Consider the following 23,491-nt stretch of genomic DNA (forward strand, 5'->3'; position numbering starts at 1 on the left):
CGCCATGACGGCGGAGCGGGCCCTCGGCCTTGGTGCTCTCGTTCTCCTACTGCTGGTGCGTCCAGCCCGGCGGGATCGGGCCCGGCGTGCCCTGCTGCCCCGGCTGCTCGGGCTCTTCGGGCTGCTGGTGCGGCGCCTGCCGGGCCTGCGGCGGCGGGGGCGGCTGCTGGGTCCAGCCCTGCGGCATGCCCCCCGGAGCGGGCGGGGGCGGCGGGGCCGGCTGCCCGTAAGGCTGCTGGTGCGGCGGCGGGGGCGGGTAGCCGCCCTGCTGAGGCGGCATCGGCTGCCCCGGGTAGGGCTGCCCGGCCTGCGGCGGCGGGTAGTTCCCTTGCTGCGGCATCTGCTGCTGGTGCGGGTAGACGCCCTGTGCCTGCTGCGCGCGCATGAAGTCGTCGGCGACCAGCGCCGCGAGGTTGAAGTACGCCTCGCGGGTCTTGGGCCGCATCATGTCGAGGTCGACCTCCGCGCCCGCGGCCAGGTGCTCGTCGAAGGGCACGACGACGACACCGCGGCAGCGCGTCTCGAAGTGCGCGACGATGTCCTCCACCTTGATCATCTTTCCGGTCTCGCGGACCCCCGAGATCACGGTGAGACTGCGCTGCACCAGGTCCGCGTAGCCGTGCGCGGAGAGCCAGTCCAGCGTCGTGCTCGCACTGCTGGCGCCGTCCACGGACGGGGTGGAGACGATGATCAGCTGGTCCGCGAGGTCGAGCACGCCACGCATGGCGCTGTAGAGCAGACCGGTGCCCGAGTCGGTGAGGATGATCGGGTACTGCTGGCCGAGCAGGCCCACGGCGCGCCGGTAGTCCTGGTCGTTGAAGGTCGTGGAGACCGCCGGGTCCACGTCGTTGGCGATGATCTCCAGACCGGAGGGTGCCTGCGAGGTGAAGCGGCGGATGTCCATGTAGCTGTTGAGGTGCGGCAGCGCCTGGACCAGGTCGCGGATGGTCGCGCCGGTCTCGCGGCGCACGCGGCGGCCGAGGGTGCCGGCGTCCGGGTTGGCGTCGATGGCCAGGATCTTGTCCTGCCGCTCGGAGGCGAGCGTGGCGCCGAGGGCCGTGGTCGTCGTGGTCTTGCCCACGCCGCCCTTGAGGCTGATCACCGCGATGCGGTAGCAGGACAGCACCGGGGTGCGGATCAGATCCAGCTTGCGCTGGCGCTCCTGCTCCTCCTTCTTGGCGCCGATCTTGAAGCGGGACGGCTGGTTGTTGTTCTTGCGTGCCTTGGGCTGCTGGCGCAGCAGGCGGTCCGAGGACAGCTCGACGGCCGCGTTGTAGCCGAGCGGGGCGCCGTGCGTGACGCGTTGCTGCTGCTCCTGGCCGGGACCCTGGCCGCCCCAGCCGGCCGCGATCCGCGGATCGACGGGGGGCTGCGGCTGGTCGTCCGCCTGCGGCTGGGCCTGGGCTTGCTGGGGTTGCTGCGGTTGGGGCAGCGGCTGCGGCGCGGGCGGCTGGGGATAGCCGTAACCCTGCTGCGGGGCAGGAGGGTTGGGACCGGCCTGCGGCGGCACGGGCTGCGCCGGGCCGGGTGCCGGCGGCTGGGGGTAGGGCGGCAGGCCCTGCTGCGGGTGGGGCAGCGGCGGCTGCTGCGGCGGAGCCGGGGGTTGCGGATAGCCGTAGCCCTGCTGCGGGTGCGGGGGCTGGGGCGCGTTGGGGTCGCCCCACGGCGTCCCCTGGGTGGGCGGCGGATAGCCGTAACCGCCCTGCACGGGCTGCGGGTAGCCGTAGCCGTACGGGGGCTGCGGGGGCTGGGGCGCGTTGGGGTCGCCCCAGGGCGCGCCCTCGGTGGGCGGCGGGTAGCCGTAACCCTGCTGGGGCTGCGGCGGTTGCGGGGGTTGCTGCCCGGCGGCCGCGGGCTGGTACTCCGGCGGCAGGGGCGGTACGTGGGACTGCGGCGCGGGGGCGGGCATGGGGGCCGGCGGCTCGGCCACGGGCGGCGCGGGCTCGGCGGCCGCCTCCGGTTCCCCGCTCTCCTGGCCCTGCTCCGGGCGCTGTTCCGGGGCCGGTCGGGGGTTCGCGGGCGGCTGCTCCCGTGCCGGCTCCGCCGGTTCCCCGGCGCGCGCGGGCTCCGGGTCGGCGAACACCGCCGCGGCGGCGGACTCGCGGGCGGGCGGTGCGGGCGGCTGCTCGGCGGCGGGGCGCGGCGTCGGGGAGCCCGACGCCGCGGCCTCCGGAACCTGGGGCGCGGGCGGTGCGGGCGGAGTCTGCCGGGGGGCGGCGTTCCAGGACGGTTCGGCGGCCGGAGGAGCCGTCACGGGCGCTCCCACCGGCGGGCCGACGGGAGGTCCCACGGGCGGCGGCGGAGTGGCGGCCGCGGCAGGCGCCGAACCGCCGCCTGCCTGCTGCGTGTACCAGGACGGGGGCGCGTAGTCGATCTGGAACTCACCCGTGAGGTCCGCGTCGGACTGATCCCCGTCCGGGGCGGCCCCGCCCGCGCGGATGTCGTCCTGATCGCTGCTCACTGTGCCTCCTGGTCGACTGATGTACGCGCCCGGCCCGCCGGGAACGGACACGCTTCCCCCCGTGACGGAGTTCGGCGGCGAGCCTTTTCGCGGCTCACCGCAAGAGCCTAATCACTCGCCCCGCGCGGACGGCAAGTGCCATTGGCCTCACGGTCCGCGCCATGACGTGATGCCTGCTTTGTCCCGCCCCGTGGACCGTGCCCCCCGGTGAGTTGACGCCCCGGTACACGCACCGGGCCCCCGTGCCCCATGCCCGCCACCGGGGCCGGGAAACGCGCGTGTGGCCCGCGTTCACGACCGGCGGACGAGGGAGGCCGCCGGGTCCGGGACCGTACGGCTACTACTGGTCGATCCGGCGGGCCGGGCCCAGCAGACCCGACTCCGCGTCCGTGGGCTGCGTCATGACGAACTGCCGGTGCTTGCGCGTGCACCACATCGTCACGTTGTCGCCGAGTGTCGGCAGCGCGGCGACGTCGGCGTCCGACAGCCCCATCACCCGGCCGATGACCTCGGCCTCCTGCGGGGAGACCCGCTGGAGGCCGACCACGTCCGCGCCGCTCAGCAGGCGGGGCGCGGTCGGACCGAGGTAGGGGACCAGCGTCATGACGGACTGCCAGGACTGCGCGGCGACCCGGCTGCGCGGCGGGCGGGCGCCGCAGTCCCGGACGATGACCACCGGGCTGTGCACGGACGGGCCCTGCGGCGCGATCCGGCCGACCTCGTGCACCGTCACGCACTGCTGGCCGCCGCCCGCCGCCTGCGCCATGGGCGCCCAGGACTGCGGGCGGGCGGTCTCCACCGCCACCCGCGCCCCGGTCGCGGCGGCGCGCAGCGACAGCACCTGCGCCAGCCACATGCTGCCGACGAGCAGCACGTCCAGCCGGGCCGGCCGGCTCAGGGCCAGCACCGCGGGCTGGTTGGTCGCGTCGACGCCGATGACGACGCCGTCGTCACCGATCGGCAGGGACAGGCCGGACAACTGCCCGGGCGCCATCGTGTGACGGTCGCGGCGCGGGCCGAGGAGGCCGAAGGCCGCACGCAGGGTACGCCGCGCGGTGCCCTCGCCCGCGGGGCCGCCGCGGTCGGGGCCGAGCGGCAGGTGCGAGGGACGAGGTTCGGCGCCGCCGGGGAACCCGGAGCCGGCGCCGGGGCGCTGTCCGCCGAAGGCGGGAGTGGTCGGGGCCGGCATCAGCGGGTACCTCCCAGGGGCAGTGTGGCGAGGACGCCGGGCACCTGCTCACGGTCCAGCCGCACCAGACCCACTCTGGACGCGGCCGCCTGGCGCTCCAACTGCGTCCGGGCCTCGACGAGTTCGTTCTCGCTGCGGCCGGTCAGCCGCACGTGGCCGGACAGCAGCGACGCCCGGCTCCCGCCCGGCGTGACGACCAGCGAGAAGGTGCTCGCCAGGGCGGGGGAGGAGGTCAGCAGCCCGACCAGGTCCGGCAGTCCGGTCGCCTCGGGGCCCAATTGCGGCCAGCGGCTGACCCAGTACGTGGTGTGCCAGCGGTCGTCGCAGCGCCAGGCGCGCGGGCTCTCCGAGGTGCGGCGCGCCTGGCGGCTGCCGTCGAGCGCGGCGCCGCCCGTGGTGGCGAGCGGATTCACACAACTCGACGTCGCCACCGCGGCGATGATCTCGGGCTCGGTCAGCACGCGGGCCTGCAGCCCGGCGCCCACCAGCCGGCTCGTCAGGTGGTCGGCGGCGCGCAGCAGCGCCCGGCGGGCACCGGCGATGCCGCCGCCGCGGGCCTTGACGGCCTCGGGGCACAGCTCCGGGTCGAGCTTGAGGGCGACCCAGGTCAGCCGCAGCCCCGGGGTCCGCGACTGCGCCTGCAACGGCGCGTACGAGCGTGCGGCCACCGCCTGGGGGGGCAGGTGCGGCGCGGGCGCGGGCTGGGTGTGCTGGACGACCTGCACGGACGCCAGGCGGATGTCGTCCACTTCCAGCAGGCCGTGCAGCAGGTCGAGCGGCAGCGAGCGCGTGCCGCGCGCCGGCCGCAACGGTTCGTCGATCGCCTGCACCTGCACCACGGCGGTCAGGAAGGTGCCGTCCCCGACCATGCCGATCTCGCGCTGCTCGCGTTCGTCGGTGAAGCCGTAGGTGCGCAGTGCCGGGTCGCACTCGACGGCGGGCACGAAGCCGGGGTCGGTACCCGGCGGCACCGGGGCCGCGTTGCGCCGCTGACGGGTTTTCAGCGCCCGTGCGGCGGACATCCATTCGGGCATCGGCCGGCCGCGCTTGCGCAGCAGGCCGAAGAGGACCAGCGGCAGCGCGACGACGGCGGCGACGACCGGACCCATCACCCTGTGGATCAGATAGCCGCCCAGCAGCAGTGCGAGGGCCAGCTCGATCAGCACGAGTTGCTGCACCCGCACCGGGCCTATGCTCCCCGGCCGCCGGGTCATCACCGGGGCCGCCGCCCCGGCCCGCCGGCCGCGGGGGGCGCCACCGGAGGTCCCGGGCGGCCCGGAACGCGAAGGCGGTGGCTGGTTCCCGGACACGTGCCCGGACCTGGTCGCGGTGGTCATCCCCCGTGCAACCCCTCTGCTTCCGTTCGTACGCCGGCTTCGTACGTCTGCTCCGCCGCTCCGCGTCCGCCCCTGGATCCCCGGGGCCCGGTCGTCCCACGGGGCGTTCCCGGCGGTGGCTGGCGGGCCGATCACCCTACCCCGTACCGTACGGTGCGATTGTCACACGGCATAGTAGGGGTCCCACTGGCCCCCGCCGTCGTCGCGGCGGTGCGGGCCCCGGCGTCGGGCATGACAACACAGCAGCGAACAACGGGGAGTTGACGCAGGGATGGCGACACGCAGGGATGAGCTGAACGCCTACTCGTTCGCACGCAAGCGCACGGTGGCCGCGTTTCTCCAGCCCTCGCCGCACGGTTCGGAGGAAGCGGCCCCGCGCCCGCTCAAGACCGTCGCCCCGAGTCTCGTCGTGGCACTGCTGATAGTCGTCGCCTTCGGCTTCTGGGGCATACTCAAGCCCTCCGCGCCGACCGGCTGGAACAAGCCGGCCGAGAAGGTCATCGTCGGCGACGAGTCGACCACCCGCTATGTGGTGCTGAAGACCAACGGCGAGGCGCAGTTGCACCCCGTGCTCAATCTCGCCTCCGCCCGGCTGCTCCTGGACCCGCAGAAGTTCGCGGTCATCAAGGTCAAGGAATCGGTGCTGGACAACAGCGGCATGACGCTGGGCACCACCATCGGCATCCCGTACGCCCCCGACCGGCTGCCCAGCGCCGACGACGCCGGCAAGGCCAAGACCTGGGCGCTGTGCGAGTCGCCGGGCGGCGGCGTCAACGCCGCGTCGCAGCGCGCGGTGTTCGTCATCAACCAGCAGAAGCCCAAGGAGGCGGCGCTCGTCGGCGGCCGGAACCGGCTGCGCGCAGACGAGGCGCTCTACATCGAGGTGCCCGGCGGCGCCCAGTACCTGGTGACGGACAGGGGCAACGCCTTTCTGCTGGGCGGCCCCGACGGCAAGCAGGACCCCGCCACGGTGAACCTCCTGCGCCAGGTGATCTTCGACGCCTCCGCGCAGCCGCAGAAGGTGGACGCCGCCTTCCTGTCGACGCTGGGCGGCGGGCACGGCGCCGTCTACTTCCCGCCCGTCGCGGACATCGGCGCCCCTTCCGCCGCGCCCGGCCTGAACCCGGAGCACGCGAAGGTCGGCCTGGTCCTCAAGGCCAACAACGACCAGTACGTGGTGCAGAAGGACCGGGTCGTGCGGGTCACGGACTTCGTGGCCAAGCTGCTGCTCAACAGCCCCCAGGCGGCCTCGCTGTACAGCGGTTCGCCGGAGCCCGCGTCCGTCGGCATCGGCGAGGTCGCCTCGGCGCAGGCGAGCGAGACCTATCTGGACGATCTGGGCTGGCCCGAGAAGGCCGTCACCCAGGCCAACACCCAGGACGAGAAGACCGGCCGCCGGGTCGCCTGCAGCGTCTACAGCGGCACCGACGACAAGCTCACCAAGCAGCCCGCGATGACGATGTGGGCCGGGCTGAAGTTCCCCCGGGACGTCGCGCAGAGCGGTACGAACACCTACGTCTCCCCGGGCAGCGGCCTGTTCTACAGGGCGTACGACGGCACCGACAAGCGCATCGGATCCATCTACCTCGTCACCGACACCGGTCTGCGCTACTCGGTGCCGACGACGGGGGACAGCGACGCCGGCGGTGCCGCCAAGCAGGACGAGCAAGTCGGTGTCGTCCAGACCAAATTGGGGTACGGGAAGAACTCCCCGGTGCCCGTGCCGAAGATCTGGTCCGATCTTCTGGCGACCGGTCCGACACTCGACGAAGGTGCCGCCAAGCAGGCTCAGGGTTCCTGATCAAGGCCGGAACAATACCCTCGCCTTCCCCTCAACGCCCTTAGTAACGTGAGGGTTTGGTGATGACGGTCAGGATCCCGATACGAAACCGGTTACCTGTTCGCCTTGTCACGGGTATTGGCTAGAGTTGAGGGCCGACAACGCCCGACCGTTGTCGATCGGATACCGGATCTTCTACGTCTCATGGGGGATGCCACACATGGCTGGACAGCAGTTCACCATGACCGAGGAGGAGATGGTTGCGTTCAGCAGCCGTATCTCCACGGTCAACTCCTCGATCCAGGGCGAGATTCGCCGCCTCCAGACCGTGATCGACACGATCACCTCCGGCTGGAAGGGCTCCGCTGCCACGGCGTACAACAACCTGCAGACGCAGGTGAACGAGGACGCCAACAAGATCAACCAGATCCTGGGCGACATCAAGGAAGCCGTCGACGCGAGCACCCGGAACTACTCCGCCTCCGAGGAGGAGCAGCGCGCGTCCATCCAGAGCATCTCCGCCCCGGGTGCCAACCCGTTCGGATGACCGGCCCTGTGCGCCGGTGCCCGCCGCCCGTCACGGGCGCGCGGCGGCGCACGCAGCGCTCGCCGTTCCTGTCCGAATCCAACATCTGAGGAGACATCACATGTCCGGGCAGATCCTGGTCAACTTCCAGACCATCTCCCAGGCCGCGACGGACGTCCGTACGACGGCCAACAACGTCAAGCGCCAGCTGGACGACCTCGAGTCCGGCGTCAAGAAGATCGCCGCCACGTGGGAAGGCTCGGCGCAGGAGGCCTACCGCGCCAAGCAGACCGAGTGGGACCAGCGCGCCGCCTCCTTGCACCAGACGCTGGAGGCCATCGCCCGCGCGCTCGACACCGCGGCGCAGAACTACCAGGACACCGAGAACAAGAACCGGCAGATCTGGGGCTGACTGCGCGCCTGGCGCGTAGTACGCGACGGGGGCGGGCGGGTACGGACGACGTACGTGCTCGCCCTCCTGCGCGGTTCGGCCCACGGACCGCGCACAACGGGAGGACGGGACACCAGTGGGATCGCACGCCGTGAGGCGCACCGCCGCAATCGCCGCAGCCGCGGCGATCACCGCCTTCGGCCTGCCGGCCTCCGGGGACGCTGCCGGGGACGCGGTGGCCGGCGCCTCGGCCGACGGCGTACGGACCGTCCTCGCGGACGGCGGCGGCGCGGGGGAGCGCTTCCAGATCGACGACACCCAGTGCTCCTTCCCGTCCGCCCCGATCGCGGGCACGCCCTGGTCGCTCCAGCGCATCGTCCTGGACCAGCTCTGGCAGGACACCCAGGGGCTCGGCGTGATCGTCGCCGTCATCGACACGGGCGTCGACAAGAAGAACAGTCAACTCGCCACCGCCATAAAGTTCCGCGCCGGCAAGGATCTGATCGATCGGCGCAAGGAGAACGACGGCACCGAGGATCCGGTCGGCCACGGCACCAAGGTCGCCGGCATCATCGCCGCCCGCCCCGCCGCGGACACCGGCTTCGTCGGCATCGCACCGCGCGCCTCGATACTCGCCATCCGGCAGAACGACAACCAGGGTGGCGGCACCGTCAAGACGATGTCCGAGGCCATCCGCTACGCCGTCCGGCAGGGCGCCAAGGTCATCAACATCTCGCAGGACACGGCGACGAGAATGCCGCCCAACTCGGCGCTGGAGCAGGCCGTGGACTACGCCAAGGACCATGACGTGCTCATCGTCGCCGCCGCCGGCAACGACGGCGCCGACGGCAAGGTCAAGCTGACCTACCCCGCCTCCTACGACGGTGTCCTGGCCGTCGGCGCGTCCGACCGCGACAACGCCCGCGCCAACTTCTCGCAGCCGGGCCCGTTCGTGGGCGTCGCCGCCCCGGGCGTCGACATGGTCTCCACCGTTCCCTCCGGCGGCCACTGCATCGACCAGGGCACCAGTTTCTCCGCGCCCTACGTCTCCGGTGTCGCCGCCCTCATCCGGGCCAAGCACCCCGACTGGGGCTACCGCCAGGTCATCACCCAGATCGAGCAGACGGCCGACCGCGGCAAGCCCGGCCGCGACGACTTCGTCGGCTGGGGCGTCATCGACCCCGTCGCCGCGGTCAACGACGACGCCGAAGCCCCCCAGGCCGCCCCGACGCCCGACCCGGTCGTCAACCCCGGTGGCCACGAGAAGATCGAGGCCGCCACGGTCATCCTCGGCGAGAGCCCTCAGCAACGCACCGAGCGCTACGCCGTCTACGCGGTCGGCGGCGCGGCCGGGGGCATCGCCCTGCTGGTGGGAGGCGGGGTCGTCCTCGGCGACTTGCGTCGCAAGCGAGGGATCAACACATGAGTAGGAACGGGGAGCCACACGATGAGTGACCAGTACAAGGTCGATCTGAGTGAGCTAGAGGACACGATCACCAAGCTGAACGGTGTGATCAGCCAATTGGGTGTCGCCAATGTCTGTGCCAAGAACGACACCTACCTGCCGCCCGGCGCGCTCGGATCCGGATTCGAAGAGGCCGACGAACTGGCCCGCGCGCATGAGGACATGAAGACGCACATCGAGTCGGTTGTGACCTACATCCACGGCGTCATGAACGACTTCGGCGGCAAGACCAAGAAGGTGCACGGCCATTACTCGGACGCCGAATACGACGCGCAGGGCGGCATGTCCGGCAGCGGTGGGTGAGCACATCATGCGCGGATCGATGAACGTCGTGCCGGTCGCCAAGGGGGACAGGAATCATGGCTGACGAGGGAACGTACTACGAGTACCAGGCCCCGACGCAGTGCTATGCCGGGGAGCACACCACGAACTTCGCCGGCGCGAAGAACATGGACCAGATGAAGGCCATGCTCGCCAACGCCGACCACGTGGAGGTCGAGTCCTGCGCCAAGGGCTGGCTCCAGGTGCACGACCAGCTGGTCACCGGATCCGGCAGCGCCAAGTCCGTCTTCGACACCGCTGTCGAGCACATCACCCAGCACTGGGACGGTGCCGCGGCCGAGGGGTTCCGGGCACAGGCCACGATCATCAGCAAGATGATCACGGACTGCTCCACGTATGCGAAGTACACCTCGCAGGCGATGACCAACGCGGCGTCCGTGCTCAAGACGATCAAGCCGCAGGTCGACGCGATGGAGAAGCCCGGCACCCTGTCGAGCTGGGGCGATGCGCTCGGCGACGGTTTCGACCGCAGCGACGAGCAACTGCACTCCGACCTCGCGAACGGGATGGACACGGAGTCCGCGCTCGACCGCAGCCGCGGTTCGCTGTCGGCAGGCAAGGAAGCGCAGCTCGAGATGGCTGTGAAGATGGAGCAGCTCGGCGCGGGGTACAACGCCCAGTCGCGCGCGATGGGGTCGTGGACGAAGAAGCCGACGCCTCGCAGCGGCGTGGACGACAGCGACGACTACCCCGGTGACCCGGGTGGTGTCGCGCCGGTGCCCATGCCGATTCCCGGCGAGGTCGTCAGCCCTCGTTCGAACGGGCCGAGCCAGGGCAGGAACGGCGGTACGACCACCCGCCCTGTGGTCCCGTCAGGCCAGGTGAAGTCGCCTCGTGAATCGGGCATCACCGGTGGCGTGCAGAAGCCCGCTGTCAGTACCAAGCCCCAGGTGGGCACGGCCATCGACGGGATCGCGGGAGGCGCGGGCGGAGCGGGCGGCCATGGCGGTGGCGCCGCAGGAAGCGGTGGCGGCGTCGGTGTCGGCGGCGGAGTGGCGGGAGGCGGCGTCGGCGGTGGCGGCCTCCCTGGCGGCGTCGGCGGTGCCGCACTCGGCCCGCGGGGCGGTGCGGCCGCGCGCGGTGGCGCCGGCGGCACGGCGGGACGTTCCGGAGCGGCCGGTCGGGGCGGAATGCCCGGTGCCGGCGGTGCGGGCGCCGGAGCGGGCGGCAGGGGCGGTGCCACGGCCGGACGCGGAGGCAGCCTCGCCCGTCGCGGCGGCGGTGTCGTGGGCGCCGCCAAGGGCACCGGATCGGGCACGCGCGGTACGCCTGGCGGCTCGGGCCTGCACAGGAGCCGCGGCGCCGCCGGCGCGGGCGGCGGCAGCAATGTCGGCAAGGGCGCGAACCGCATGATGGGCCGCGGTCAGAGCGGTCAGGCGGAAGAGGAAGAGCGGCGCGAGGGCGAGCGTCCCGACTACCTGGTCGAGGACGAGGAGACGTGGACACCTGAGCGCAACAACGCTCCTCGGGTCATCGAGTAGCGGCGCACAGCAGCTTGTAGAACAGTGTGGGGGCTCGGCCGGCGAAGCCGTAGCCCCCACACTGCCTGAGAGAGGACTTGGAATGGCCTTCAAACCGACGCTGCGCTCAGCGGGTGGCGTTGTGCTCGCAGGTGCGCTGATCTTCGCCGCTGCACCGGTTGCTTCAGCGGATCAGACCAGGCAGGACCAATGGGCGCTGAAGGCCTTCGACGCGGCTTCCATCTGGAAGATCACGAAGGGTCATGGCGTTACCGTCGCTGTCATCGACAGCGGAGTCAATGCCGATCACGTGGACCTCAAAGGCAATGTGAAAGAAGGCAAGGACTTCATCGACGGGGGCTCCACGGCCCCGCAGTCGGACGAGGACCACGGCACCGGCATGGCTTCGGTCATCGCCGCCCATGGACACGGCCCCGGCGGGGCCGACGGCGTCATGGGCCTTGCCCCGGAAGCGACGATCCTCGACATTCGCGACGACGGTGGCGACGACGACGGCTTTGCGTCGTCGATCCGCTACGCCGTCGATCACGGCGCCTCCGTGATCAACATTTCGCAGGAGGGCTCGGACTCACGCCCCGCGGAGGCGCAGGCAATCGCCTATGCGTTGCAGAAAGACGTCCTGGTGGTGGCCGGATCGGGTAACGAAGGAACCGGAGCGGGATATCCGGCCAGGTATCCGGGCGTGTTGGCGGTCGGCGGTGTGAAGAACAATACGGAGATCTGGGAGAACTCCAATTACGGCTCCGAGGTTCTCCTCACCGCGCCGGCGACGTTCATCGTCGCCGCCGGGTCGAAATCCGACACCGCCTACCGCTCGGGAACCGGGACATCCGACGCGACCGCCTACGTCTCGGCCGCGGCAGCCCTTCTGCGCGCCGAATTTCCGGACCTGACGGCGGGGCAGATCGTCACCCGCCTGACGAAGTCCGCCGGACTGCCCGCGTCCGCGAAGGACATCTCTCTGCCGGACAAGCGCTACGGCTACGGCTTCATCCAGCCGCTCGCCGCGCTCACCCGGGACATCCCTGCCGGGCCCACGTACGGCCCGCTCGCCGTGCCGGAGTCGCTGAAGACCGGGCAGGGAGCCACGGCCGACCCCTCGTCCGCCGCGCCGAACGCCACGGGCGGTGCCATGAGCGACGACGAGCAGGCGGCCGCCGACCGCAAGCAGGTCATCGCCCTCAGTGTGATCGGCCTGGTCGGCCTCCTCGTCCTCGCCCTGATCATCTTCGTGATCGTCAAGATCGCCCGCCGCAACAAGGGCGGCGACAACCGCCCCGGCGGGTCGGGCGGCCCCGGCGCGCCCGGCGGCGGATACCCGCAGTACGGGCAGCCGCAGCCGCAGCCGCACGCGCCGCAGCAGTATCAGCCCCAGCCCCAGCCGCAGGGCAATCCGTACGCGCAGAACCCCTATGGGGGCCGGCCGCAAACGCCGCCGCCCTCGTCGTGGGGGTCGGGGCGCCCGTAACGAACAGCTTTCGCACTCCAACACATTCAACGGGGAGAAGACATCGGCCATGGCCGGTTACTACAAGGTGGAACTCGACGCTCTCGCGGAGCTCTGCACGCAGTTGGGGAACTGCGCCGACGAGATGCGCTCCGCGATGAAGGTCCTGAAGGACATCGGCCCGAAGGGCTCCGGCTTCGCGGAACTGGAGGCGGCCTGCGACGACTTCCAGGACGCCTGGGGGTACGGGATCGGGCTCATCGCGGACGCGACGGGAGGCGTCACCAAGGGGCTGGCCGACACCCGGAAGGTGTACGAGACCCTGGAGCAGCAGGTCGCTGCCTCCTTCACGCAGTCCGGCAAGGGGGCGGCCACGTGACGTCGACGTCCGAGGGCGGGCCGGAGGCCGGGGCCGAGGCGTTCCGGTTCCAGGTGCAGCCCGAGTTCCATGAGATACCCCTCGGCATCGGGTTGGACGAAGAGGCGTTCACGGACCGGATGCGGGCGTACGCCCGCGACTACTGGGGCGACCGGGAGGACTTGGAGCCGTTGCGCCGGATGTTCACAGCCGTGCATGCCGCGAACTCCCAGCAGCTCGCCGCCGACGGCGCCGTCTACCAGGCGCTCGGCGTCTTCCCCATCGGGGGAACGGCCGACGGCACTCAGGCGCCGGAACGGGTCAGCCGTTGCACGCTGTTGATCAGCGTGCGGGAGCTGGACAATCCGGATCCGGCGATTGCCACTGCCGGGATCGTGGAGACACTGGCGCGCACCAACGACGGGGGCGAAGCCCAGCTCGTCGCCCTTCCCGCGGGGCCCGCCGTGGTGAACATCGCGGGCTCGCGCGCCGTGTGGGCGCTCCCGGAGGGCGAGCAGGAACGGTTCTTTGTGCGGATCGAGCTCTGGTTGCCGTTCCCGCGGGACAACCGGCTGCTGCTGCTCTGCCTGAGCACGTCCGACGCGCAGGACCTCTTCCACTACCAGGCGGTTCTCGCGGACATCGCCGACACCATCACCTTCGGAGGCGAGGACGACGGCAACGGTGACGCCGCCGGCCCCGGCGCCGAGCCCTTGATGGGCACCGCGGCACAGGCCCATGAGGGGACGGCGAACGCATGAGCACGCAGACATACGACGCCCTCGGTTTCGACCCGGCGCCCGGGGTCCCCGCGTCCGTGGCCCAGCTCGTCACCACCCTGAGCAAGGTCGGCAATCAGCTGAACGACGCGCACGGCACGCTGACCCGGCTGGGCAAGAGCGACGGCATCTGGGAGGGCGACGCGGCGGACGGCTTCGCCAAGAAGGTCGGCGAACTGCCGAAGTACCTGGCCGACGGCCACGGCTCGCTGATCGACGCCGCGCACGCCCTGCACCGGTGGCAGTCGCAACTCACCGACTTCCAGACGCTCGCCGTCCGCTTCGAGACGGAGGCCGAGCAGGCCCGCCGGGACCTGGCCTCGGCACAGTCCGCTCCGGACCTGCAGTTGGCGGGGCGGACCTTCGACACCGACGCGGCGCTGCAGGAGGCGCAGAGGCGCCTCGACTTCGCCGTCAAACGGGTCAACGAGGCCACGGACGGGCTGAACGCCGTCATCAAGAAGGCCCAGGACCTGCTGAGCGACCACGAGGCGGCGGCCCGCGCCGCGGCCGAGGCCATCCGCAAGGCGGCCGAACGCGCCCCGGACGAACCGGGGCTCTTCGACCGGTTCCTCGACTCCCTGAAGGATCTGGGCGAGAGGATCAAGGATCTCGCCGCCGACGTCCTGGAGTGGCTGAAGAACAACGCCGACCTGCTCTACAAGATCGGCGACTGGCTCGGGTACGCGAGTGCGGCGTGCGACGTCCTGGCGGTCATCTTCTCCGAGACCATCGTGGGCGCCGTGGTGTTCGAGGCCATCGGCATGGTCCTGAACGCCGGGGCGCTCGCCTTCCACGCCGGAGGCTGGGCGCTGGGGGCCAAGAACGGTTCGTGGATGGACATCGGCCTCGACATCGTCGGGTTCGTGCCGTTCGGCGACTTCATCCGGGGCGGCAAGGTCGCCGTCGGCGCGCTGAAGGGCGTCAAGATCCCGATGAACGTCCTGGACTTCGGTGCCAAGGCGGCCGATTCGTGGAAGCGCGCCGGCGATCTCATCGACGCGGTCGGCGGGACCGCCAAGTTCGGCGACGACGCCGAGCAGTGGGTGGCGCGCAACTGGAGTTCCCTCGGCAACAAGGCGCACGCGATCCATGTCACCGCGGACAAGTTCGCGGACCGGTTCGCCCTCGCCGTCGCCAAGGAGTTCGGCGACTCGACGCTCTACCGGGCGGGGACGTCCGTTCTCGACGCGCCGTTCCGGAAGATCATGCCCGAGCTGATCGAGCGCACCCCGCTGGCACGCATCCCGGCCCTCGCGGACTCCGTCAGGCCGGTCGTCGACGAGGCGGGCACGGTCGTCGAGAAGTACATCGACCCGCGGTCGTGGACGGCACGCGGGTACGAGGCCGCCATGGGCGCGAAGGATCTGTACAAGGAGGGCGTGCGCCACGTGACCGAGGACGTGCAGTACACGTCGGACAAGGTCCATGAAAAGATCGACCAGGCCCGTTCCACGGCCGGTCGGATCGTCGACACCATCAACCCCTTCGGATAGCCGTGAGCAACAGTCACCCGGGGTGGTCCGCCCCGGCTCATCAGACGCCGTTCTCCGCACCCGGGTCCGCCTCCCGGCTGGTGTTCCAGGTCTCCCCGCCCGGCCCCGCCGACCCGGAGCGACAGGGATCCTGGCCGGTCCTGGCGATCAGGCAGCCGGGCGGACGAGGTGACGGCGCGGCCTTGGCGTACGTCTACCAATCGCCTGCGTCGCCTGTGCCGCAGAACCCGGGCACCGGGTCCTCCGCCGCGTTGTGGATCCACGGCGGGTCGGACGGCGGCCCGCTGTGCGTCGTGCGCCCCGTCGGGCGGGCGGAGTACGAGGTGCACACCCCCGAGGGCGCGCCGCTCGCCCGCGTCAGCCGCCGTCCCGGCCGCGTCCTGCCCTGGCCGCGACGCACCCGCTGGACGATCCGGCCCGCCGACGGTTCACCGCCGGCCGTGGGCAAGGCCGGTTCCTGGTACGCGTGGACGTTCTACCTGCTGCTCGCTCCGATCTGGTTCCCCCTGTGGCTCGTCCAACTGGTGTACTCGCTGGTCGGCGGCTCGGACCCCGTCGATCTCGACGGCCCGCGGCGCACGAGGTGGCGTACGGCGGGCGCGGGCACCGCGCTGGATCGACGGGGCATCAGCACCGCGGTGTACGACCTCGATCCACGGCGACTGGACGTCCGCATCGCCTACGCCCAGGCCGTACTCCGCTCGGGGAGCCATCTGCCTCCGTCGTGACGCCGGCTCCCGTGTGAAGCCGATGCCGTGCCTCAGTGTGTTCGATAGCGCACCAGCAGCTCCGCCAGGCCCACCGGGTTGCTCAGCGCCACCAGATGACCGCCCGGCAGGACGTCGGCGTCGATGCCGAGGCGGTCGCGGGCGACGCGTCGCTGGAAGGCCTCGGGGAAGAGCCGGTCGTCGCGGCCGACGACGACGCGGGTGGGCACGTCCGGCCAGGCGGGCAGCGGGAAGGGGTCGCCGAACGGGGTGTCGGACTGGCGAGGCTCCCGGGCCAGGGCCTGGTCCACCAGGGGCTGCGGCAGGTCGTGGAAGAAGGTGACCAGGGGGTCGAAATCCGCGTCCGCCGGACGGCCCTCGGCGAGGTCGAGGGCGCGCCGGGCCTCCGGCTGGCCCGTGTTGGCCCACCAGTCCCCGGCCGTCTCGCCGGGGGCCGGGATCATCGCGTTGACCAGGACGATCAGGTCGACCCGGTCCTTGAGGCGGTCGCAGACCAGTGGCGCGGTGAAGCCGGCCATGGATTGGGCGACCAGCACCAGGTGCGCGCGGTCGCCGACGCCGGCGGCGACCGCGTCCGCGTACTCCTCCAGCCCCGCCGAGTCGTCGGCGGCGGGGAGTTCCACCGCAAGGGCCTCGTGGCCCCGGCGGCGCAACTCCGCCACCACGAGCTGCCAGTACCAGCCGCTGTCGCCGCCCGCCCCGGGGATCAGCGCGTAGGTCGTGGTCGTCACGCCTTCGCCAGGACGGAGGCGAAGCTGTCGAGGATGTGGTGGGCGCCGGCCTCGGTCGCGGCGCGATGTTCGTCGGGAATGCCGGCCTGGTGGAGGGCGACCTCGGTCTTGTCGCCGTGGTCGGTGAACGTGGCGTCCAGGACGACCTCGCTGCCGTCGGGGGCGCCCATCGTCCACACCAGTCGCTCGTGCGGCACGACGTCGCGGTAGGTGCCGCCCAGCGGCATCTCGCCCTGCGGGGTGGTGACGGTGGCGCTCCACGCGCCACCGGGGCGTACGTCGCAGACCACGGTCGGCAGCGGGGCGCCGAACCACTGGGCGAAGTACTCGCGCTCGGTCCACACCTTCCAGACCTTGGCGCGCGGCGCGTCGAAGACCCGGGTGATGGTGATGTCGTTCATGGAGGCATGCCTTCCTCGGTACGGCGGCGGAGTGCGTGTGCCGCACTCGTTCTCACGATGGGGCAGACCGGCGCCGGGACCCGGACTCATCGGTCGCGTCGCACCCTGATGTCCGACCCTCGTGATCTCATCGGATGCGAGCGACGAGGGGAGCCGGGGATGACGGTCGGGGTACGGATCGAGCCGTGGGGGCAGGAGGATCTCGCCCTGCTGCGGCGCACGAACGCGCCCGAGATGATGACGCACCTGGGCGGCCCGGAGACCGAGGAGCAGGTGCAGGCGCGACACCGGCGGTATCTGCTGCAGGGCGGCGAGAGCGGCGGGGGAATGTTCCGCATCGTGCTGCCGACCACGGGTGAGCCGGTGGGCACCATCGGGTACTGGGAGCGGATCTGGCGGGGCGAGACGGTGTACGAGACGGGCTGGAGCGTCCTGCCGGAGTACCAGGGGCGCGGCATCGCGGTAGCGGCCGGGCGGGAGGTCATCGGGCTGGCTACGGCGGCTACGGGGAGCGTGCCGCGTTCCCTGCACGCGTACCCCAAAGTCGACAACCCGTCCTCGAACGCGATCTGCCGCAGGCTCGGCTTCACGCTCGTGGAGGAGTGCGACTTCGAGTACCCGGCGGGCAACCCCATCCGCTGCAACGACTGGCGGCTGGAACTCACCGGTTCCGGCTGAAGGGCCGGGGGACTGAAGTACCGACGGCCGCCGTCTACCAGGCGTCGCCGTCCCGCCAGTCACACACGAGGTCACCGGCGAGGTCGAGCGGCGCGGTCACCGGCAGCACGTACACGCAGTCGTCGTCCTCCGGGGTGCGTACGACGCCCGACGGAGTGAGCACAGAGGTCGGCCCCCGCCACGGCCGCCAGCCGCGGGCCGCGTAGAAGCCCCCGGCACCGTCGGCGGCGGCCAGCGCCCCCAGGTCGTACGCGCGGCACACCAGGCCTTCCAGCGCGTCCATCATGGCGGCGCCGTGGCCGTGCCCGCGCCGGTCCGCGCGCACGCCCACGCCCTCGACGTAGCCGGTGCGCAGGGCACGCCCGGTGTGCAGCACGCGGCGCCGGACGAGGGCGGCGTGCCCGATCAGATCGGTGCCCTCCCACACCAGCGCGTGCATGCCGCCGAGGGAGTGCTCCCAGTCCGTGTCGTCGAGGTCGCCGTCGAAGGCCTCGACGAGCAGGGCGCGCGCCGCGCCCAGGGCTGCGGTGTCCAGGTCCGCGGTGTGGGCCACGGCAACGCGGATTCCGGGCGTCCCGCGGGTCGGCGGAAGGGTCATGTCGCTCATCGTGGCAGCGGTTCCGGGCGTTCGAGGGCGCTGTCGGTGGCCAATGTCATCATCACTTCATGCTGACCATCGGGACGATCGTGCTGGGCGCCGCGGACGTACCTCGCGCCGCGGCCTTCTGGAGTGCGGCACTCGGCTATGTGCCGCGTGACGGGGACGCCGGGGACGACGACTGGACGGTGCTGGTCCCCGCCTCCGGCGGCGGCCCCGGCATCGCCCTGGGCCGGAGCGGGACCCCCGTCCAGGAGCACCCGCGCGTCCACCTAGATCTGTACGCCGAGGACGCCGCCGATCAGGCGGCGCAGGTGGAGCGGTTGATCGCACTGGGGGCCGAGCGCGTCGACTGGGACCTGTACCCGCAGGACCCCGACTTCGTCGTGCTCGCCGACACCGAGGGCAACCGCTTCTGCGTCATCGACACGTCCTTCGAGCCGTCCTCCGGCGCTTCCTGAAACGCCCGTCCCCGGAGCGACGGGGTCATGGTCGTGGCGTCCCGGGCAGTGGCACGATGGCCTGCACACCCTTCTCGCGACGCATACGACCGGGGGAACCGAGCCGATGAGCAAGGAGATCAGCGACTTCGAGCTGATGGAGGTCGCCGCCGACCCGGAGCAGGCCCGCCGTCTGCACAAGGCGCTCAGGACGCTCGCCGGCAACCCGAACGTGACCGGTCCGCTGAAGGACATGGCGCGCGAGGTCCTGAACGGGCGCCTCGGCATGAACGAGGCCCTGGACTCCGCCGCCTGGCGCGGTGCCGTCGGTGACCGCATGGCCGAACTGCACCGGATCGACCAGCAGATGACGCCCGAGGACCGCGCCGCGGCGCGCGAGCGCGCCGAGCGGTGGTTCGAGCAGCAGGAACAGCAGGAGCAGCAGGAGCGCGACCAGCAGGACCGGCAGCCGGACGACCAGAAGGACCAGAACGGCCGGCCCGGCCAGGACGGGTCCGAAGCCCGCCCCGCCGACCCCCGCGACATCCCGCCCGCCTACCGCCCGCCCACCCGGCGCGACTGAGCCGCCGCGCCCGCGGGCCCTATGCCCCGCGCACGGCCCGCCCCGCCTCGGTACCGCCCGCCGTCAGCTCTCCGGCAGGAAGCCCGTCTGGATCAGCTGGTTGCCGCGCCGCCGGGTGAGGAACTGCGCCCGCCCCGGAGGCAGCCTGCTCGCCTTGGTGTTGCCGAAGACGGGCCCCTCGGCCGGGTCCCCGGACAGGATGATCCCGGTCGCGCCGAGCTCCTTGGTCCGGGTGAGGAACGGCTCGAACGAGGAGCGCGAGGCCCCGGAGGTGCTGCGCGACAGGATGATGCGCAGGCCCAGGTCGCGGGCGAACGGCAGGTACTCCATCAGCACCTGCATCGGGTTGCCCATCGAGGTCGCGACCAGGTCGTAGTCGTCCACGAAGACCCAGGCGTCCGGCTCGGTGTACCAGCTGCGGTTGCGCAGCTGCTCGGGCGTCACGTCCTGGCCGGGCATCCGCCGGCCCATCGAGCCGGCCAGCGACTCCATGACCTCCTGCAACTGCGGGCCGGAGGCGCAGTACTTGTACATGTGGCTCTCCGGCACCTGGCCGAGCAGCGCCCGGCGGAAGTCGGAGACCACGAACAGCGCCTTGCCGGACTCGTAGCGCTCACTGACCTGCTTGGCGATCAGCCGCAGCAGCGAGGACTTGCCGGACTCGCTCTCGCCGTAGATCACCATCAGCGGATCGGTCTCGAAGTCCACGAACACCGGGGAGAGCGTGAGCTCGTCCACGCCGATCGCGATGCCGCGGTCGGAGAAGTCCCCGCCCTTGGGGAGTTCGGTCGACGGCAGCATCGTCGGCAGCATCCGCACCTTCGGCGCGACCGGTCCCGGCCAGCCGGAGTTGACCTGGGCGACGAACTGCGCCATGCCCTCGGACAGATCCTCCACCGACGAGGAGGCGTCGACGCGCGGCAGCGCCGCCAGGTAGTCCAGTTTCTCCGGGGACAGGCCGCGGCCGGGCTTGCCGACCGGCACGTTCTCCGCGCGCCGGCGGTCGAACTCGGACTCCATCGGGTCGCCGAGCCGCAGCTCCAGCCGGCTGAGGATCTGGTCGCGCAGCGCGGGCCGGATCTCGGTGTAGCGGGTGGCGGTGACGATCAGGTGGATGCCGAAGCCGAGGCCACGGGCGGCGATGTCGTTGATGACCGGGTCGAGCATCTCGTAGTCGGTCTTGAACGTGCCCCAGCCGTCGATGACGAGGAAGACGTCGCCCCACGGCTGGTCCGGGAAGTGCCCCGCCGCCCGCCGGGAGCGGAAGGTGTTCATCGAGTCGATGACGTTGCTGCGGAAGAACTCCTCGCGGGCGTTGAGGATGCCGTGCACCTCGGCGACGGTGCGGCGGACCTTCTCCGCGTCCAGCCGCGAGGCGACCCCGCCGACGTGCGCGAGCCCGTCCAGGGCCAGCATGCCGCCACCGCCGAAGTCCAGCGCGTAGAACTGGACCTCCCGTGGGGTGTGGGTCAGCGCGAAGGACGCGATGAGCGAGCGCACCAGCGTGGACTTGCCGGACTGCGGGCCGCCGACGACCAGCGCGTGACCGCCGGAGCCCGACAGGTCGGCGTACATCACGTCACGGCGCTGCTCGAAGGGCTTGTCGACCAGGCCGACCGGCACCGTGAGCTTGCCGGTGGCCGTGTAGCCGTCGGCGTGCAGGCCGCGCTCGGCGCTCACGGTCAGCGGCGGCAGCAACTGGTCGACGCTGAACGGCTCGTCCAGCGGCGGCAGCCACACCTGGTGGGCCGGTGGGCCCTGGCCCTCCAGGCGGCCGACGATCACGTCGAGGACGGTGTCGGCCAGAGCGTCGTCCACCTGGCCGCCAGAGCGCGCCTGCGGCTCCGGCTCGGTGAGGATGCGCACCGGCACCGGCGCGGCGGTGAACAGCACGGGGGAGCGGTCGATGCGCGCCCCGCCGGCCGTCCGCGTGCCCGGCGCGCGGTAGGCGCCCGAGACGTACGCGGCCTTGAACTGCACCATCGTGTCGGTGCCGTACTTCAGGATGCCGGCGCCGGGCACATTGGGCAGGTGGTACGCGTCCGGCACGCCGATCGCCGTGCGCGACTCGGCCGCGGAGAAGGTGCGCAGACCGATGCGGTACGACAGGAAGGTGTCCAGGCCGCGCAGCTTGCCCTCCTCCAGGCGCTGCGAGGCGAGCAGCATGTGCACGCCCAGCGACCGGCCGATGCGGCCTATCTGGATGAACATCTCGATGAAGTCGGGCTTGGCGGCGAGCAGTTCGGAGAACTCGTCGATGATCAGGACGAGTGACGGCAGTGGGTCCAGGGCCGCGCCGGCCGCGCGGGCCTTCTCGTAGTCCGTGATGTTGGCGTAGTTGCCGGACTGCCGCAGCAGTTCCTGGCGACGGGTCAGCTCACCGGTGATGGAGTCGCGCATGCGGTCCACCAGGGTCAGCTCGTCGGCGAGGTTGGTGATGACCGCCGACACATGCGGCATGGTGCCCATGCCGGTGAAGGTCGCACCGCCCTTGAAGTCCGCGAGGACGAAGTTCAGCGTCTCCGAGGAGTGCGTGACCGCCAGGCCCAGCACCAGCGTGCGCAGCAGCTCCGACTTGCCGGAACCGGTGGCGCCGACGCACAGGCCGTGCGGGCCCATGCCCTCCTGCGAGGCCTCCTTGACGTCCAGCATGACCGCTTCGCCGGTCTCGCCCAGGCCGATCGGCACGCGCAGCCGCTCGTGCAGGGTCCGCGGCCGCCAGGTCCGCGAGACGTCCACGGAGGACGCGTCGCCGATCCCCATCAGATCGGTGAAGTCCAGGTTCGCCAGCAGCGGTTCGTCGGCGTCGGCCGCGCCCAGGCGCAACGGCGCCAGCTGCCGCGCCAGCGACTCGGCCTGCACCGGGGACAGCACGTCCGGAGTGCCCACGAAGGTGCCCGCGCCGGCCTCCAGGTAGAGCTGGTCCCGCCACACCTGGATCGACAGCGAGCCGCGCATCTCGTCGAGTTCGCCGGGGACGACCTCCAGGATCGTCACGCCCTGCAGGCCCTCGGCCGAGGCGATCACCGAGTCCGCGGGGACGCCGCCGCCGTCGAGCACGATCACCACGTGCGGCTGGTCGAGCACCGTCTGGCCGTCGCGGTTGAAGCGCGGGCGGCCGTCCAGCTCGTCGGCGAGCAGTGCCTCGGCCTCGCCGAGGTCGCCGCAGACCAGCCGGCGCGAGCCGGCCCCGTCCTGGTCCTTGTGCTGCGCGTGCGGCAGCCACTTCGTCCACTCCCACTCCGACTGCGCGCCCGGCGCCGCGACCACGGCGAGGACCAGGTCCTCGGGCGAGTGCAGGGAGCACAACTGGCCGACGACGGACCGGGTCTGGCCGTACACGGTGTCCGGGTCGCCGGATATCGTCACGTGGTAGAAGGAGCGCAGCCCCACCGCCAGCGGCAGGTTGTCCAGCGAGCCGTGCGCGGCGATGAACTGCTGCATCGAGTGCGCGGTCAGCGGCTCCAGTTCGTCCACCGGAGCGGTCTCCGGCGCGACGATCGGGGTGGACAGCTGCTGCGGTCCGAGTCCGACCCGCACCTGCGCGAAGTCCCCGTCGGAGGCGCGGCGTTCCCACACCCGCGAGCCCTCTGCGACCAGCGCCCACAACTGCTCGGGAGCGGGGTGCAGGTAATACTGTGCGTCCCGCTGCTTGCGGGCGGTCTTGCGGACCCCGCGCCGCACCTGCGCCAGGTACTTGAGGTAGTCGCGGCGCGCCTCGGCCATCTGGCCGGAAGGGCCCTTGCGGGAGCGGACGATCTGGGCCACCACCATCGCGAGGGTGGAACCCATCATGAGCACACCCATGATCTTCATGAACCCGCCGGAGCCCCCGCTCCCCGTGGGCAGGAAGAAGAACGCCGCCGACGAACCCATGCCGAGCATGGGCAGCAGGTTCATCAGCAGGCCCTGGTCCTCGCCGCGCGGCAGTTCGGGCGGGGCTACGAGCCGTACCTCCTCACTCGGCACCTCCGGCGGGTATACCCGCGGCGGGCGCTTGATGACGACCACGCTCACCGATGCACCAGTCCTTCACGCGAATCGCAGTTTCGGGCCGCCCCCGTGGCGACGGTCCCCCGTATGACGCGTCCTGGTCGCGCACCGGCCCCCCTCGGGGGCCGGGCATGGGACCACAGGCAGGTGGCGATCCTACTGGGCATGACAGCCCAGAGGCAGTGGGGCGGTTGGGGGACAAGGGACTTGGGCCACGGGGTAGTGTGACGGATCGCGAAGCGCGGACGGGGGTCCGACCCTGGACGGCCGCGTGGACGCCACCCCAA

21 protein-coding genes are annotated in these 23,491 nt (G+C 71.6%); 14 read left to right on the forward strand and 7 right to left on the reverse strand.

The annotated features are described in order from the left end of the window. Positions 1–46 precede the first annotated feature (46 nt). The 3 genes from ACFWVC_RS33725 to eccE form a co-directional block, all read right to left on the reverse strand. Positions 47–2,461, reverse strand: a complete 2,415-nt coding sequence (locus ACFWVC_RS33725; RefSeq protein ID WP_384296590.1) for an SCO5717 family growth-regulating ATPase — start codon at positions 2,459–2,461, stop codon at positions 47–49. A 340-nt stretch (positions 2,462–2,801) separates the two neighbouring features. Beyond that, positions 2,802–3,650: a hypothetical protein gene (locus ACFWVC_RS33730; protein ID WP_384296591.1), complete on the reverse strand. Its 849-nt coding sequence runs from the start codon at positions 3,648–3,650 to the stop codon at positions 2,802–2,804. After that, the gene (gene eccE, locus ACFWVC_RS33735; RefSeq protein WP_384296592.1) at positions 3,650–4,987 is read right to left on the reverse strand and encodes a type VII secretion protein EccE; all 1,338 of its coding nucleotides are present in this window, start codon (positions 4,985–4,987) and stop codon (positions 3,650–3,652) included. The genes ACFWVC_RS33730 and eccE overlap by 1 nt, the downstream gene beginning before the upstream one ends. 271 nt (positions 4,988–5,258) lie before the next feature. On the opposite strand from eccE, the gene eccB reads away from it, so the two are divergent. The 11 genes from eccB to ACFWVC_RS33790 all read left to right on the forward strand — a co-directional run bounded on the left by eccB (position 5,259) and on the right by ACFWVC_RS33790 (position 15,780). After that, the gene (eccB, locus tag ACFWVC_RS33740; RefSeq protein ID WP_384296593.1) at positions 5,259–6,788 is read left to right on the forward strand and encodes a type VII secretion protein EccB; all 1,530 of its coding nucleotides are present in this window, start codon (positions 5,259–5,261) and stop codon (positions 6,786–6,788) included. 199 nt (positions 6,789–6,987) lie between these two features. Then, a complete protein-coding gene (locus ACFWVC_RS33745) occupies positions 6,988–7,314 on the forward strand; it encodes a WXG100 family type VII secretion target (RefSeq protein WP_384296594.1) in 327 nt (108 codons plus the stop codon). Between the two features lie 100 nt (positions 7,315–7,414). After that, a complete protein-coding gene (locus tag ACFWVC_RS33750; protein ID WP_384296595.1) occupies positions 7,415–7,705 on the forward strand; it encodes a WXG100 family type VII secretion target in 291 nt (96 codons plus the stop codon). 130 nt (positions 7,706–7,835) lie between these two features. Next, the gene (mycP, locus tag ACFWVC_RS33755; protein WP_384296596.1) at positions 7,836–9,110 is read left to right on the forward strand and encodes a type VII secretion-associated serine protease mycosin; all 1,275 of its coding nucleotides are present in this window, start codon (positions 7,836–7,838) and stop codon (positions 9,108–9,110) included. A gap of 21 nt (positions 9,111–9,131) precedes the next feature. Further along, positions 9,132–9,452, forward strand: a complete 321-nt coding sequence (locus ACFWVC_RS33760; protein ID WP_384296597.1) for a hypothetical protein — start codon at positions 9,132–9,134, stop codon at positions 9,450–9,452. A 56-nt stretch (positions 9,453–9,508) separates the two neighbouring features. Further along, positions 9,509–10,972 carry a hypothetical protein gene (locus ACFWVC_RS33765; RefSeq protein ID WP_384296598.1) on the forward strand — a complete coding sequence of 488 codons (1,464 nt, stop codon included), beginning with the start codon at positions 9,509–9,511 and terminating at the stop codon, positions 10,970–10,972. Between the two features lie 82 nt (positions 10,973–11,054). Continuing rightward, entirely contained in the window at positions 11,055–12,440 is a 1,386-nt protein-coding gene (locus ACFWVC_RS33770; RefSeq protein WP_384296599.1) for a S8 family serine peptidase, read from the forward strand. A gap of 49 nt (positions 12,441–12,489) precedes the next feature. After that, positions 12,490–12,798 carry a hypothetical protein gene (locus tag ACFWVC_RS33775; protein WP_384296600.1) on the forward strand — a complete coding sequence of 103 codons (309 nt, stop codon included), beginning with the start codon at positions 12,490–12,492 and terminating at the stop codon, positions 12,796–12,798. After that, positions 12,795–13,538, forward strand: a complete 744-nt coding sequence (locus ACFWVC_RS33780; RefSeq protein ID WP_384296601.1) for a hypothetical protein — start codon at positions 12,795–12,797, stop codon at positions 13,536–13,538. Before ACFWVC_RS33775 ends, ACFWVC_RS33780 begins: the two co-directional genes overlap by 4 nt. After that, entirely contained in the window at positions 13,535–15,052 is a 1,518-nt protein-coding gene (locus tag ACFWVC_RS33785; protein WP_384296602.1) for a putative T7SS-secreted protein, read from the forward strand. The genes ACFWVC_RS33780 and ACFWVC_RS33785 overlap by 4 nt, the downstream gene beginning before the upstream one ends. 2 nt (positions 15,053–15,054) lie before the next feature. Further along, on the forward strand, positions 15,055–15,780 hold the full coding sequence (locus ACFWVC_RS33790; RefSeq protein ID WP_384296603.1) for a hypothetical protein: 726 nt from the start codon (positions 15,055–15,057) through the stop codon (positions 15,778–15,780). Between the two features lie 32 nt (positions 15,781–15,812). On the opposite strand, the gene ACFWVC_RS33795 is transcribed toward ACFWVC_RS33790, so the two are convergent. Then, a complete protein-coding gene (locus ACFWVC_RS33795) occupies positions 15,813–16,511 on the reverse strand; it encodes an alpha/beta fold hydrolase (protein ID WP_384296604.1) in 699 nt (232 codons plus the stop codon). Then, entirely contained in the window at positions 16,508–16,912 is a 405-nt protein-coding gene (locus ACFWVC_RS33800; RefSeq protein WP_384296605.1) for an SRPBCC domain-containing protein, read from the reverse strand. Before ACFWVC_RS33800 ends, ACFWVC_RS33795 begins: the two co-directional genes overlap by 4 nt. A 159-nt stretch (positions 16,913–17,071) precedes the next feature. Here ACFWVC_RS33800 and ACFWVC_RS33805 point away from each other — a divergent pair, with 159 nt between their 5' ends. Next, a complete protein-coding gene (locus ACFWVC_RS33805) occupies positions 17,072–17,590 on the forward strand; it encodes a GNAT family N-acetyltransferase (RefSeq protein ID WP_384296606.1) in 519 nt (172 codons plus the stop codon). A 34-nt stretch (positions 17,591–17,624) separates the two neighbouring features. On the opposite strand, the gene ACFWVC_RS33810 is transcribed toward ACFWVC_RS33805, so the two are convergent. After that, positions 17,625–18,188, reverse strand: a complete 564-nt coding sequence (locus ACFWVC_RS33810) for a GNAT family N-acetyltransferase (protein ID WP_384296607.1) — start codon at positions 18,186–18,188, stop codon at positions 17,625–17,627. 68 nt (positions 18,189–18,256) lie between these two features. Between ACFWVC_RS33810 and ACFWVC_RS33815 the strand changes: the two genes are divergently transcribed. Together ACFWVC_RS33815 and ACFWVC_RS33820 are read left to right on the forward strand one after the other, a co-directional pair. Next, positions 18,257–18,649: a VOC family protein gene (locus ACFWVC_RS33815; RefSeq protein ID WP_384296608.1), complete on the forward strand. Its 393-nt coding sequence runs from the start codon at positions 18,257–18,259 to the stop codon at positions 18,647–18,649. Between the two features lie 106 nt (positions 18,650–18,755). Continuing rightward, on the forward strand, positions 18,756–19,211 hold the full coding sequence (locus tag ACFWVC_RS33820; RefSeq protein ID WP_384296609.1) for a hypothetical protein: 456 nt from the start codon (positions 18,756–18,758) through the stop codon (positions 19,209–19,211). A gap of 63 nt (positions 19,212–19,274) precedes the next feature. Here the strand turns inward: ACFWVC_RS33820 and eccCa are convergent, their stop codons facing one another. Next, positions 19,275–23,228, reverse strand: coding sequence for a type VII secretion protein EccCa (gene eccCa, locus ACFWVC_RS33825; protein ID WP_384296610.1), 3,954 nt, complete (start codon positions 23,226–23,228; stop codon positions 19,275–19,277). Positions 23,229–23,491 lie beyond the last annotated feature (263 nt).

Source organism: Streptomyces sp. NPDC058691 (assembly GCF_042714775.1).
Taxonomy (GTDB): domain Bacteria; phylum Actinomycetota; class Actinomycetes; order Streptomycetales; family Streptomycetaceae; genus Actinacidiphila.

Coding starts and splice junctions, on each gene's coding strand:
- ACFWVC_RS33730 (WP_384296591.1), bottom strand. CDS start 3,650: ATGCCGGCCCCGACCACTCCCGCCTTCGGCGGACAGCGCCCCGGCGCC.
- eccE (WP_384296592.1), bottom strand. CDS start 4,987: ATGACCACCGCGACCAGGTCCGGGCACGTGTCCGGGAACCAGCCACCG.
- eccB (WP_384296593.1), top strand. CDS start 5,259: ATGGCGACACGCAGGGATGAGCTGAACGCCTACTCGTTCGCACGCAAG.
- ACFWVC_RS33745 (WP_384296594.1), top strand. CDS start 6,988: ATGGCTGGACAGCAGTTCACCATGACCGAGGAGGAGATGGTTGCGTTC.
- ACFWVC_RS33750 (WP_384296595.1), top strand. CDS start 7,415: ATGTCCGGGCAGATCCTGGTCAACTTCCAGACCATCTCCCAGGCCGCG.
- ACFWVC_RS33760 (WP_384296597.1), top strand. CDS start 9,132: ATGAGTGACCAGTACAAGGTCGATCTGAGTGAGCTAGAGGACACGATC.
- ACFWVC_RS33765 (WP_384296598.1), top strand. CDS start 9,509: ATGGCTGACGAGGGAACGTACTACGAGTACCAGGCCCCGACGCAGTGC.
- ACFWVC_RS33770 (WP_384296599.1), top strand. CDS start 11,055: ATGGCCTTCAAACCGACGCTGCGCTCAGCGGGTGGCGTTGTGCTCGCA.
- ACFWVC_RS33775 (WP_384296600.1), top strand. CDS start 12,490: ATGGCCGGTTACTACAAGGTGGAACTCGACGCTCTCGCGGAGCTCTGC.
- ACFWVC_RS33785 (WP_384296602.1), top strand. CDS start 13,535: ATGAGCACGCAGACATACGACGCCCTCGGTTTCGACCCGGCGCCCGGG.
- ACFWVC_RS33800 (WP_384296605.1), bottom strand. CDS start 16,912: ATGAACGACATCACCATCACCCGGGTCTTCGACGCGCCGCGCGCCAAG.
- ACFWVC_RS33805 (WP_384296606.1), top strand. CDS start 17,072: ATGACGGTCGGGGTACGGATCGAGCCGTGGGGGCAGGAGGATCTCGCC.
- ACFWVC_RS33810 (WP_384296607.1), bottom strand. CDS start 18,188: ATGACCCTTCCGCCGACCCGCGGGACGCCCGGAATCCGCGTTGCCGTG.
- ACFWVC_RS33815 (WP_384296608.1), top strand. CDS start 18,257: ATGCTGACCATCGGGACGATCGTGCTGGGCGCCGCGGACGTACCTCGC.
- ACFWVC_RS33820 (WP_384296609.1), top strand. CDS start 18,756: ATGAGCAAGGAGATCAGCGACTTCGAGCTGATGGAGGTCGCCGCCGAC.